This window comes from Dyadobacter sp. CY356, from assembly GCF_021440195.1.
Lineage (GTDB): Bacteria > Bacteroidota > Bacteroidia > Cytophagales > Spirosomataceae > Dyadobacter.
In genome coordinates, this window is sequence record NZ_JAJTSZ010000003.1 from 152,657 (window position 1) to 165,467 (window position 12,811).

11 protein-coding genes are annotated in these 12,811 nt (G+C 39.7%); 3 read left to right on the forward strand and 8 right to left on the reverse strand.

Features of this window, described 5'->3' with window-relative positions:
- Positions 1-290: 290 nt before the first annotated feature.
- The gene (locus LXL81_RS12495; RefSeq protein ID WP_234647125.1) at positions 291-1,754 is read left to right on the forward strand and encodes a M20/M25/M40 family metallo-hydrolase; all 1,464 of its coding nucleotides are present in this window, start codon (positions 291-293) and stop codon (positions 1,752-1,754) included.
- A 39-nt stretch (positions 1,755-1,793) separates the two neighbouring features.
- Here the strand turns inward: LXL81_RS12495 and LXL81_RS12500 are convergent, their stop codons facing one another.
- Complete coding sequence (locus LXL81_RS12500; RefSeq protein ID WP_234647126.1) at positions 1,794-2,114, reverse strand: multidrug efflux SMR transporter; 321 nt, start codon at positions 2,112-2,114, stop codon at positions 1,794-1,796.
- A gap of 95 nt (positions 2,115-2,209) precedes the next feature.
- Positions 2,210-2,773: a Crp/Fnr family transcriptional regulator gene (locus LXL81_RS12505; RefSeq protein WP_234647127.1), complete on the reverse strand. Its 564-nt coding sequence runs from the start codon at positions 2,771-2,773 to the stop codon at positions 2,210-2,212.
- Between the two features lie 128 nt (positions 2,774-2,901).
- Here LXL81_RS12505 and ispE point away from each other — a divergent pair, with 128 nt between their 5' ends.
- Together ispE and LXL81_RS12515 are read left to right on the forward strand one after the other, a co-directional pair.
- Positions 2,902-3,711 carry a 4-(cytidine 5'-diphospho)-2-C-methyl-D-erythritol kinase gene (gene ispE, locus LXL81_RS12510; RefSeq protein ID WP_234647128.1) on the forward strand — a complete coding sequence of 270 codons (810 nt, stop codon included), beginning with the start codon at positions 2,902-2,904 and terminating at the stop codon, positions 3,709-3,711.
- Between the two features lie 96 nt (positions 3,712-3,807).
- Complete coding sequence (locus tag LXL81_RS12515; RefSeq protein WP_234647129.1) at positions 3,808-4,437, forward strand: cytochrome c oxidase subunit 3; 630 nt, start codon at positions 3,808-3,810, stop codon at positions 4,435-4,437.
- Here the strand turns inward: LXL81_RS12515 and LXL81_RS12520 are convergent.
- The 6 genes from LXL81_RS12520 to LXL81_RS29150 form a co-directional block, all read right to left on the reverse strand.
- Positions 4,434-5,645 carry a TCR/Tet family MFS transporter gene (locus LXL81_RS12520; protein ID WP_234647130.1) on the reverse strand — a complete coding sequence of 404 codons (1,212 nt, stop codon included), beginning with the start codon at positions 5,643-5,645 and terminating at the stop codon, positions 4,434-4,436. The genes LXL81_RS12515 and LXL81_RS12520 overlap by 4 nt on opposite strands.
- Before the next feature lie 59 nt (positions 5,646-5,704).
- Positions 5,705-6,499 carry a Fic family protein gene (locus LXL81_RS12525; protein WP_234647131.1) on the reverse strand — a complete coding sequence of 265 codons (795 nt, stop codon included), beginning with the start codon at positions 6,497-6,499 and terminating at the stop codon, positions 5,705-5,707.
- Positions 6,500-6,528: 29 nt separating this feature from the next.
- Complete coding sequence (locus LXL81_RS12530) at positions 6,529-8,106, reverse strand: OmpA family protein (RefSeq protein ID WP_234647132.1); 1,578 nt, start codon at positions 8,104-8,106, stop codon at positions 6,529-6,531.
- Positions 8,107-8,202: 96 nt separating this feature from the next.
- Positions 8,203-8,751: a TIGR00730 family Rossman fold protein gene (locus LXL81_RS12535; RefSeq protein ID WP_234647133.1), complete on the reverse strand. Its 549-nt coding sequence runs from the start codon at positions 8,749-8,751 to the stop codon at positions 8,203-8,205.
- A gap of 27 nt (positions 8,752-8,778) precedes the next feature.
- On the reverse strand, positions 8,779-10,161 hold the full coding sequence (murC, locus tag LXL81_RS12540) for a UDP-N-acetylmuramate--L-alanine ligase (RefSeq protein ID WP_234647134.1): 1,383 nt from the start codon (positions 10,159-10,161) through the stop codon (positions 8,779-8,781).
- Between the two features lie 160 nt (positions 10,162-10,321).
- The gene (locus LXL81_RS29150) at positions 10,322-12,514 is read right to left on the reverse strand and encodes a T9SS type A sorting domain-containing protein (protein WP_234647135.1); all 2,193 of its coding nucleotides are present in this window, start codon (positions 12,512-12,514) and stop codon (positions 10,322-10,324) included.
- Positions 12,515-12,811 lie beyond the last annotated feature (297 nt).

A 12,811-nucleotide genomic window follows, 5' to 3' on the forward strand; every position in this document is an offset into this window, starting at 1 on the left:
AAAAATTATAAATATTAACAGATTAAAATCAGAAATACAAAATTGTTGAATTTGTCGGATATTACAATAAATAATAAGTGTATAAATTACACTTTAAAATAACTGAAATGTTTATTTTTATATCAAAATCATAAATCACCAATTTTTTACCGTAATCCAAATGATTCTTTCAAAAGTCTTGTTGCATCTTAAACCTGATTTTGGTTTTAGATATTTGTCGTGGATAATAAAATTCAAATTCTTTGCTAACTTAGGTTTCGTAAATCTACATCGTCCTTTTTAAGGAAATTATGAAAAAATTAATATTGGTTGCGGTAGCCGGCGGATTATTCTTTTTAACCACCGGATTTAATTCAGATGACAAAAAATGGGAAAAAAATTTTACACGTCTTGACACCGAGGTAAGGAAAAACAGTAAAGCGTACGAAACTTTGGGCAGTGCCACGCAGACCATCGGCCATAGGCTGACAGGTAGTGCGAATGGGGAGAAAGCCGAAGAATATGCTTACAAATTGTTAAAAAGTTATGGTTTTACAGATGTAGTATACCAGCCTTTCGAAGTGGAAGCATGGATGCGCGATACTGTAACGCTAAGTATTGTTCCGGGAAGCAGTGATAATTTCCGGGATGTGCCAGTGGTTTCGCTTGCGCATTCACCTGTACAGTCAAATCTGAAAGGGGACATTGTGGATGTTGGCAATGGTTTGGAAGAAGATTTTGAAGCACTTAAAGATAAGATTAAGGGCAAAATTGTTTTGGCCAATATTGGTGTCGTGGGCGTGACAGGCAAAAAGAATTTGCACCGTTCTGAAAAAACAGCTCTTGCGATTAAATATGGTGCAGATGGGATCATCATGGTAAACCAGGCTCCCGGCAAAATTTTGCTGACAGGCACAGCTTCGGTTACCGGTGCTATCATTTCGATTCCGGCTGTTTGTGTTTCAAATGATAGTGGAAAAGAAATTCGTGGATGGCTGAAAGATGAAGGACCGCTGCAAGCGCATATTGATATGCACAACATTTCAAAACAAATTAAGGCGAGAAATGTAATTGCAACATTAAAAGGCAAATCGGACGAAAAAGTTATCATCGGCGGTCACCTTGATTCGTGGGATCTGGCGACTGGTGCCATAGATAATGGTATCGGTTCTTTCGCTGTGATGGATATTGCGCGTGCTTTCAAGGCTTTGAAAATCAAACCGGAACGTACAATCCAATTTGTTTTATTCATGGGTGAAGAGCAGGGATTATTAGGTTCCAAGCATTTCGTAAGTGAATTAAAACGTACCGGAGCGGTTGACAAAGTCGGTTATATGATGAACCTTGACATGACCAATGATCCAAAAGGGATCAATGCTTTTGGAAAAGATGAAATGACAGATTTCTTCAAAGGTGTTGGCGAAGCAATTCATACTGTCGATGCAGGTTATAAAAACGAACAAGCCAACAGGGCCGGTTTGCATAGTGATCATCAGCCATTTATGTTGGAAGGTATTCCGGTTGCGGGACTTTCAGGTACGCTGGCTCCGGAAGTGATTCAATGTTATCACGCGGACTGTGATGATTTCAAACTTGTTAACAAAACTCAGCTTGAAAATACGGTGCGCATTGCGTCCATGTGTTTATATGCGCTCTCAAATGCGGATAAACTGCCGGGCAAAAAACTTTCTGATACAAAAACAAGAGATTACCTGATTTCCCAGGGATTGAAACAAGAGCTTGTGATCGGGCAGGAGTGGAGATGGGGAGAGTGATGATTAAAATTTATTGAGTTTTAAAAAATGGTCCCGGAATTATGATTTCGAGACCATTTTTATTCCAACGATTGAGCCGATCAGTAAGGTGATGAAAAATATTCGCCAGAAATCGGCCGGATCTTTGTAAAAAACAATTCCGATAATCACAGTTCCAACTGCTCCAATTCCGGTCCAGACAGCGTAAGCGGTACCAAGGGGTATGCTTTGTATTGCTTTATTTAAAAGAAGGAAACTGCATGTGATACAAACCAGAAAGCCTGCGCTCCATTTTAGATTCGTGAAATTGTCAGAATGTTTTAGACAAGTTGTAAAACCTACTTCAAAAAGGCCGGCAATGATTAAGATGATCCAATACATAAGTCAGAATTTGTAAAAGCAAAACACTAAGAACTATGCCGGCAAAGTTCCGACAGTTTTTCCAATGCAAATTTTACAAATGTTAAAAAATGAAATTACCTGATATCTGCCCGAATGCGGCTTAGCGTAACCTGACTTATCCCGAGATACGAAGCAATATGTCCAAGTTGAACTCTTTGAAGTATGGCAGGGTAGGAACTTATGAAATCTTCATAGCGCGATGCCGCCGTTTTAAATTGCCGGGAAATAAATCTTTCTTCTGTTTTTATCAATTCAGCTTCCACAAGTTTTCTTCCCCAGTTGGCCATGTCTAAATTGGTATTGTAAAGATTTTGCAAAACCTCGTTTGAGATTTTATAAAGCACCGAATCTTCGAGTAATTCAATGGTTTCATATCCCGGCTTACCAAGAAAAAAACTATTGTAGGATAGTAAAATATCTGATTCTGCTCCAAACCAAAACGTTACCTCTTTGTCTTCCTGATCACAATAAGCGCGGGCAATTCCCTTTTCTATGAAATAAACAGATCGTTCAATCTTTTCTGACTTGATCAGCAAATGTCCTTTCGGATATTCTGCTTTTTCAAGGCGAAGAACAAAATCCGATAGCAAATCCTCATTCAGACCGAGCTGACGAATTTTTTTGATCGTGTTTTCCAATTGTTCCTATGTTTGATGAGAAGATGAAAAGGTAAGTAAATAAATTTGAACACTTATTTCAAGCCTTCCATACCACTTCAAGAATTACTGCTGATATTTGTCGTTTGCTAACATACTTTTCATCATTCATGGTTGTCTTTCCAAACGCGAAAATTAATATCGGACTTAATATTGTTGAAAAAAGGCAGGACGGATTTCATAATATTGAGTCCTGTTTTTATCCGGTTGGCTGGTCTGACGCATTGGAAATACTTCCTGCTGAAAGTTTTTCATTTCAATCGGATGGTATAAATATTCCGGGAGATCCGGCAACAAATCTTTGTACAAAAGCGTATGACATGCTGGCGGCGGATTATGCACTTGGACCGGTGAGTATTCATTTGCTGAAAGCTGTGCCCATTGGTGCAGGCCTGGGCGGTGGCTCTTCGGATGCCGCATTCACAATAAAGGCTTTGAACGAATTATTCGGATTAGGAATTTCTTTGGAAAAACAACTGGATTATGCACGTAGATTAGGAAGTGATTGTGCCTTTTTTATAGAAAATAAACCGTTGTACTGTTTTAAAAAAGGTGACCGCTTTGAGGAAATCAGTCTAAAACTGGAAGGTAAATGGATTGTACTGGTTAATCCTGAACTGCACATTTCTACGGCCGAGGCTTATGCTGGAATTCGGCCGTTAAAATCAGAAAACGATCTTCGTGACATGCTAAAAATGCCAATGGAAAGTTGGAAAGAAGTTGTTAAAAACGATTTTGAAATATCCTTATTTCCAAAATATCCGGTTCTAAAAGAAATAAAAGAAAGGTTGTATCACGAAGGGGCAAAATATGCAGCAATGAGCGGCTCCGGATCGACTTTGTTTGGTATTTTTGAAGAGGAAACGGACTTATCTTATAAATTTAATGAGTATAAAGTATGGCAGGGCTATCTTAAATAATTATTCTGATTTTGTTGTATCTATACTACAAAAATTGTCGTTATAAAAACTTATATTCCCGTCCAATTAACCTATTTTGATAAAGAGATTGAAATAATGAGTCCTAAACAATCTACTAAAGACAAAGAAAATCCATTTACAAAGCGGAGGGAGCCTTTCGGGTTCATGCTCTGGCTTGGGGTTTTTGGTAGTTCCTTATTGTTTGGGATAATTTTTCTTGAATATATTCTTCGTGCAGAAGGCGCGAACTGGCATTTTGTAGCGTTGCCTGATATGTTCTGGCTGAGCACTCTGGTTATTCTTTTCAGCAGTATTACTTTACATGAGGCTAACCTGGCCTTTGTTCAGGAGCGTTTTCTGCATTACAGGATTTTTCTTGCAGCAACACTTACACTGGGAATCACCTTTATGTTATTGCAGGGCGGTGGCTGGATGGAAATTATTGAAAGCAGAAGTTTTGGTAATCAGAACAACACCTCTTTTGGATTTATTTACATACTCACAGGACTACATTTGATCCATATCCTGATTGGGGTAATTTATCTGGGGATCATGTTTAAAAAGGCTTTAAAAAACAGGACTTATGTGGATTCCTTCGTTTACAGCGTCAATCCTCCTAATCGCTTAAAACTTAAATTGATAACCCGTTACTGGCATTTTGTCGATGTGCTGTGGGTTGCTGTTTTCCTTTTGTTGCTTTCGTTGAGTTTCTTCAATACCTATTAAAAATTCTTGTTTAAACTTTTCCTTGCTAAAAAAGCACTGATCAAAGTCAGTACAGCTGCGGTAAGCATAGGCGCGCCCGGAAAATAAAACGGAGCGGTAGGCTTTGTGAAAAAGTAAAAAAGATTGCTCATGAGCGGAGGGCCAATGATAGAGGTCAGGCTCATTAAACTGGTCATGGCGCCCTGTAACTCTCCCTGTTCATTGGCAGGTACCTGCGTTGAAATAAGTCCCTGTAACGACGGTCCGGCAATTCCTCCTAAAATATATGGAATCATAAATACAAATACCATCCAGGTTTCGGCTGCAAAAGCGAATAAAACAAAGCCTACGGAATAAAGAAATAAACCAATATAGACACCCTTCTTTTGGCCGATTTTAGGAATAATCAATCTGATGAGCCCTCCCTGAACAATCGCGCCGAGCAGTCCCATTGCGCCTAAGGAATAACCAATAATTTTTGCGTCCCAGTGGAATTTTTCCATGGTATAGTACGACCAGTTGCTCTGTATCGCATGATTGGCGATATACAATAAGGCCAGGGAAACAATGAGTCCGGAAATGACCGGGTAGCGTTGCAGATTTTTTAGTGCACCGGCCGGATTGGCACGATCCCAGCTAAACTTCCGGCGATTTTCTGGTTTTAAAGATTCAGGCAGGATAAAAAATCCATAAATCCAGTTGACCAAAGAAAGTCCACCCGCTGCTAAAAAAGGAACCCGCGATCCATATTGACCTAATAAACCACCCAAAACCGGGCCTATAATAAAACCTAATCCAAAAGCTGCACCAATAAGTCCGAAGTTCTGAGCGCGTTTTTCAGGAGAACTGACATCTGCTATGTAAGCGGCGCCGGTTGTAAAACTTGCACCCATGATTCCCGCGATGATCCGGCCTACAAATAACCATCCGATACTTGGCGCATAAGCCAGAAACATATAATCCAGTGCAAAACCGAGCAGGGAAGCCAGCAGAATCGGACGTCGACCAAACTGATCACTTAGGCCTCCAACAATCGGAGCGCAGATGAATTGTACAAAGGAATAGGAAAAAAGTATCCAGCCTCCATAACGAGCCGCATCGCTTAAACTGCCGCCCACGAGTTCGCTGATAAGTTTTGGCATGACCGGAATGATAATACCAAGGCCAATTACATCAATCAGAAGTGTAACAAATATAAAGCCGATCGCCGGAGATTTTCTCGAAGTCATAAGGATTAATTATTCCTCAAATGTACAGTTAAAATCGGGTAGGAGGGATTAAAAAAATGTTAGTTCATTGTATTTAAAGACTGTGGCAACATCAACAAGAAGGGAAGGGCCTTTTCATAGTTCAGTTGATCATATTCAATGCCAAGCCGGCGAATGTGATTATAATATGTTTGATGCTGTATATAATAATTTTTCTCCGATTGCAGAAACCATGCTTTGGGACCAAGTTTCGTAGCAAGAAACCATTTTTCAATTAGCCTTGAAGTTCTCCCGTTACCGTCATCGAAAAGGTGGATTTTTGCAAATACCAAATGAAGCATAGATGCGAAATAAAATATTTCAGTTATTGAGAGATCAGTTTTTAACAATAAATCCATATCCATGTAAAATTTGGATAGTTCTTCTTTACCTACAAAAGGACTCGCAGCAACATACTCTATTTTCCCGTCAGAGGTGGTTACATACATATTTCCAGTCCTGACCTGTCCCTGGCGATTTTCAGGCAAAAGATTTTTTGTAAGATTTTTATGAGCCAGAAGAATATTTTTTTCAGTTAGTAAGGACTCTTTGGCAAACTGATATGTGTTATACAAGTCGTCTATTTTACGTGTATAATCGGGTAAAAATTCTATCCCGAATCTTTTGTGCTTCACGTAAGAATCCAGCTCAATATTTTCACCTTCAATTTTGGAAGAAAAAACAGCGGCTACTGATGTGTAAAAGCTGAAAGTATCAACAGAAATTTCGCTGTCCTTTAATTTATCAAAGTAAGATTGCAAATCCTTCTCTTTGATAAAGTTTTTGTACTCATCCAAGGTGCCTGATATCAATATTTGAAATTCGATATTTTGCATAACCTTAAAATGAAAATGGACTGAGAAATTTATTTCTTCAAGATCTTAAACTCCACACGACGGTTAGTTTGCTGGCCTTCCGGGGTGTCGTTTTTGGCAACCGGCATCGTCTCACCATATCCTTTGCTTGCCACGCGGTCCGGCTCAATACCTTTGCTGATCAAATGTTCACGCACGGCATCAGCGCGGTCTTGTGAAAGTTTGAGGTTGGCTTCATTGCCTCCGACGTTATCGGTATGTCCGCCAATTTCAATAAACAATTTTTTATTTTCGTTCATCGTAATTGCAATACGGTCCAGTTCCGGGAATGATTCTGAATTTAATGTTGCCTTACCAAATGCAAAGAAAATATTGTTCAGACGAACAATTTGTCCTTCTTCAATGGGTATCAGCTTTAAAGATTTGTTTGAAATTTCTTTATAGTTTTTCCCTTTACCTGTGGTTGTGGAATCTGTCAAATCAACGCTTTCTCCCTCTGCAATAAAGTTGGGTGCGACGGCACGCATACTATATTTTTGACCATAAGGAAGTACGATTTTATATTCACCTGTCAATGGATTCGTAGTAGCTGTTCCCGCTTCTTCGCCATCCGGTAAAGTTTCATAAATTATTGTCGCTTCTATTGGTTTGCCTGTTTTTGAATCAATTACTTTACCGCTGATCATCACCACCGGATCTGATGTTGGTATGTTTGGCTGCGTCGTGGCAGTGTCACCCGGAACAGGTTTCGGCTGTAAATTATATCTTACCACATCACCTTTTCCTTCTGTATTTTTGAAAGAAATCATATAAGCATAATCTCCTGCGGCGGAAATGGTATAATACGCATCGTAACCGTCTGTATTAATAGCAGCACCCAGATTTACCGGCCGGCTCCATCTTTTCCAGGATTTGTCAATCCGTTTGCTGTAATAAATATCGTTGCTTCCCTGACTTCCTTTTCTATCACTCGAAAAATAGAGTGTCACCCCGTCAGGAGCAAGAAATGGCGTGGTTTCAGTAAAATCTTCTGTATTTATTTCCGGGCCCAGATTCATCGGCTTTGTCCATGTACCGTTTTTTTGTTTAAAACTGACATACAGATCATCTACTTTACTGTTCTTTTTTTCACTGAAAGACATTACCAGCGACTTTCCGTCAGTCGACAAATAACCGCAATCAAACTGGCCTTTGCTTATTTTGGAATAATTCGGGATATCAATTTTATTAGGAACAGACCAGCCTTTGGCGGTTTTTTTACTTAATGAAAATCCACGGGTTTCATAAACACCGGCTTTGTATGCGCCTTTGATTAAAAGCGTATTGCCGTCAGGCGTGATACTGTAAAGACTATTGTATTCTTCCTTATTTAAAGGAGATGGCAACCTGCGGGCGGGCGTCCATTTATCATTTTTTAATTCAGAAAACCAGATATCCTGGCTGCCTTTTGTGCCATTTGTATTTTGAGGATGACTGATTCTTGAAAAATAGATTGTTTTTCCATCCGGAGAAATGATCGGAGCAATTTCGTTAAATTCAGTATTAACCGTTTTACCAAGATTTTCAAGCTGTGCCCAAACCGGAGAAATAATCAGCGCGGAAAATATTAAAAGCAGAAGAACACGCATTTTTGTTGGAGGATATGGTGTGTTTTGAATAAATAAAAACGAAATTTCAGTTTCCCGTTTTGGAATACAACGATATTTCTGGCCGCTTATTTCTTTCTAATGCTGATGAAAAGTTTCCATCTTTTCAAGAAGTTCGGAGGCGTTATCAGCCACCAAAAGTAATTCCCGGTTTTCAATATGTAAAAATCCTTCTTCTACTGTCTTGTCCAAATGGGCCAGCAAATGATCGTAAAAACCATTAATATTTAAAAGTCCGATCGGGCCTTTAAATATCTTCAGTTGCGACCAGGTCAGTATTTCAAACAATTCATCCAATGTGCCAAATCCGCCTGGTAAAGCAATTACACCATCAGACAACGAAACCATTTTGGCTTTACGCTCATGCATGGTTTCAACAAAATGAAGTTCGGTCAACGTTTTATTTGCCACTTCCAGCTGTGCCAGGAAATTTGGTATGATTCCTGTTGCAGACCCGTCATTTTCCATAGCGCCGTCTGATACGCGGCCCATCAGCCCCATATTTCCGCCACCATAAATCAATTTTATATTTTTCTTTGCCAGTTCCCGGCCAAGTTCATAGGCCATTTCACTGTAAATAGCTTTTGTGCCAAAATTTGAACCGCAGTATACTACGATGGATTGCATTGCATGATATTTAAAAAACGGCGATTTTTATTTAATAATTTTTTCAGTCAGCTCTTTAAAATCCAGTTCTCCAAAAGTTCCGGAGCTCATCAACAGTAAATTGGTATTTTCCCAATCCTGTGCTTTCAGGAAATCAGCTAGTTTTTTACTGTCCGTGAAAACATTCAGATCTTCACGTTTGAATGCCTCTCTGATATCCGTTTCTGATATCGGTTCCAGTCTCTTATGTTCTACCGTTAATGGATTGTAATAAACGATTGCAATATCAGCCGCATTCAATTTTCTGCGATATTGTTTCAGGAATGTTTTGTTGAGGCTGCTGAAAGTGTGCAGCTCTGCGCATGCAATCAATTTCCGATCAGGAAACTGCGCTTTTACAGCGGCTGTGGTAGCTTCCACTTTTGATGGAGCATGAGCAAAATCCCTGTAAATGTTTACGTTTTCATTACTTCCCAGCAGTTCCATGCGTTTGGAAGCACCTTTGAAAGACTGTATGGCTGTATAAAATGCCTCGTCAGTAAGGCCAAGTCTTTCACAAATTGCTTTGGCGCCACTGATATTCTTCATATTGTGTTCACCAAATACCAAAAGAGGAATATCGCCCTGATCAGTCGTTGTCAGGAAAGTATTGCCATTTTCAATTTTATAAGGATGTGCTTCGTAAGGAATACTGACTACATCCGGGCGCTCTTTCTGTCCGATCACATCCAGCATATCATCAGTTTGGTCAAAAACGATCGCACCGGCCTTTGGAATAGAATCAGCAAGGACTTCAAATTGTTTTACATAAGATTCCCAGGTTGGAAAAACATTGTAATGATCCCAGGCAATACCGCTGATGAGTACCATATGCGGCTGGTAATGCATAAACTTAGGCGTTTTGTCCAGAGGTGATGTGAAATATTCGTCTCCTTCAATAACAATAACTGGCGCATCATCAGAAAGTTTGACCATATTTTCAAAACCCTCTATCTGTGCTCCGACCAGATAATTGAAAACACGTTTGTTAAAGTTCAGCACATGCAGAATCATCGAAGTAATGGTTGTTTTTCCATGACTTCCTGCTATAACCACACGCTGCTTGTCAACACTTTGTTCAAAAATATATTCCGGATAAGAATAAACCCTGATACCCAGTTCCTGCGCTTTTTTCAACTCAGGATTATCCTCTCTGGCATGCATCCCCAAAATAACAGATTCAAGATCGGGAGTAATTTTCTCAGGAAACCAGCCCGTTTCTGCTGGTAAAAGATTATGTTTTGCCAGGCGACTAACCGAAGGTTCATATATTTCATCATCAGACCCTGTAATAATATAGCCCTTTTGATGTAATGCGATGGCGAGATTGTGCATGACGCTCCCGCCTATGGAGATAAAATGTATTTTTCTGGACGAAGTATTTTGACTCATTATTTATTATCGTAATGGCTGATTCGAAGCGAAGTTACTAAGAATTGATCTTTGGGCAAATGACCGATGAAATGCGCCTGGTAAAAATAGTTAAACCTTAACAGAAAAAAGCGGCTATCTATTTTTAGACAGCCGCTTCACGGAATTATATTTTGAAAAATTAACCTCTCTTTACAAATTTTTGTGTTTCCTGTGAACCGCTTGTGTGCACAAGTCTGAGCACATAAGCACCTGGTGTCAATCCGCTCACATTAATTTCAGGTCCTGCTTTATTGTCAGACTCATAAATAACTGATCCGGAAAGATTCAGAATCTGTACTTTGTCAATTTTACTCCAGTCATCAGCCGTAATTGTTAACTTATTTACAGCCGGATTTGGATAAACTACTGCCAGATTCCCTGTTTCGAATATTACGCTCTCAATGCGGCTATATGCAAAAGAACCATCATTATCAATCATTTTTAACCGGTATAGATTTTCGCCATTTACAGGTTGGGCATCAGTAAAGGAATATTTGGAAAGCGTTTGATTCGTCTCGCCATTTGATTTTACATTTCCTAAAACTTCCCAGTTTTTTCCTTCGGTACTATGCTCAATATCAAACCGGTCACTATTTGTTTCCATGGTTGTTGTCCAATTCAACAAAGCTGTTTTTTCTGATTTTTTAGCTGTAAAACTAGTCAAAGTAACGGGCAACGGATCTCCAACAGCCAAAGAAGTTGTTGCTACCTTAGCGCTGCACCCATCCCGGTTGGTTTTTACTGTGTATACATAACTTCCACTTGCAGATGGCGCCTGTATCGCTATGGACGCTCCGGTTTTGTTAACAGCGCCCTCGCCGTTCCAGGTATATTTTACGTCTCCGCATTCTCCACCGGCACAATTTACAGATAGTGTCGTTGTTTTCCCTGCCGCAGGTTTGTCGTCGGAAGTTGCGGCCTGAATTGTGAAAGTACATGGGAGAAGATCAGTACTGTCCCAAAGATTATCCCAATATCCGTCATCAGTCATTTTAAATGACTTTGGACGATTATCTGTGGCTGACCAGTTTCCTCCTCCTGTATCGTTCCATTGCTGAAATAAATATCTATCGGTAAATACGTTTGGGAAAATATTTACAGGAACCGCCGCCTCACGAGCTGGTGCTTTATAATTTTTACCAACATATTGAGATTTAATGATTGCAAGCGTTGGAGCCAGCTGATTCATCACCGTCTCCGTGTAGTGCATGGCTAAATGGATATAGTCTGCACCATGTTTATAACCTCTCGGCATCCATTCGTAGGGGATGTTCCAATTAATTCCCGGACCGCCACCGCCAGCTTGTTCGCCTAAATCTTCCGGATCAAATTCAATTGCCGCTATTTTATTAGGATTCGTACCTTTTAAAACGTCAAGTGCAAGTATCTTTTTCTGAAGATCATATTGTGTTGTTCCGTCTGATGTATAGATACCATCCGCCAGTTCCAGGGCCAAAGGCAGGGTGCTGTTATGAAGAAACGATACATTTCCCTGCGGCGTACCAAAATCAGAAATAAAATAAAGGACTTTTATTGATTGGCTGTGGCTCTTTACCGTTTTGTAAAAACCCTGAAATTTTCTCATAAGTCCCCAGCCAGCAAAACGATGCAAATCTCTTCCCATTTCAGAGTTGTAATTTCCGTCGGTAGGCTGTGGAGCTGTGCTGATATTTACTTTTTGACTTCCCCATGTCGCTGTGGTTTGATTTGGAAAACGAAGAGGCAAAAACTTGGTTCTCCATGATTCCAAAGCCTTTTGTTCAAAAAATCCGGGATCAGGCCCTGAACTTCCGCTGTTAAAAGGAATAGCAAATTCCTCAGCAGGGCTGTTGCCCATTTGAACATATAATAGTTTTGGATAATAATCCTTGATCTGGGTTAACACATCATCCACAAAAGCGTTAAACCGGCTTTGGGCATAATCTGAAAAAATAGACGGGCAGGAATATGCAATTTCTGACCGTACAAGTGCTCCATATTTAGTCTGCGCAATGTCTGCACTTCCAAAGTAGGAATCATTCCAATAGCCCGGGCGCTGGTAAGGAAAGTGGAGCGCAAATTTCATCCCCGGCTTTAACTCGGTAATTGCTTTTACCGCTGCCTTTATTTTATCGCGTTGATAATTTCCAGGTGTAGGCTCATATTGGTTCCATTCAATGTGCAAACGGACAGCAGAAATGCTCGCATCCTGACCATTGTAGGTAAGGTTGACAAATCTTTTGATATAATCCCATTGCTCGCTGTTGATTCCGTTCGCCTCATCCTTATTAAATCCATAACCTGTTGTATTCAAAATGATTTCGGGCTGGGCCGAAAGCTTTGGACTATACACACAGAAAATAAAAATAATGATAAAACCTGACTTGATTTTCCTTACTGTTTGAGCTAAGCAAAGAAGAGATGTAAGGTAGTTGTTTCCGCACATATAATCGACCGTATTGTAAGTGGATTTGACATTTCCGCTTTTAAACATACTACATAATCGTAGAATTTATACTATCAATGTAGTTGTATACTATACGTATCAGTAATATGTTTCGATCAGTCGATATTGATTTTGGCCTGAAAAGGTACGATTTTGGCCAAAATTATTTATAAAGTACCGTAAAATATAAAATTTATATAAGAA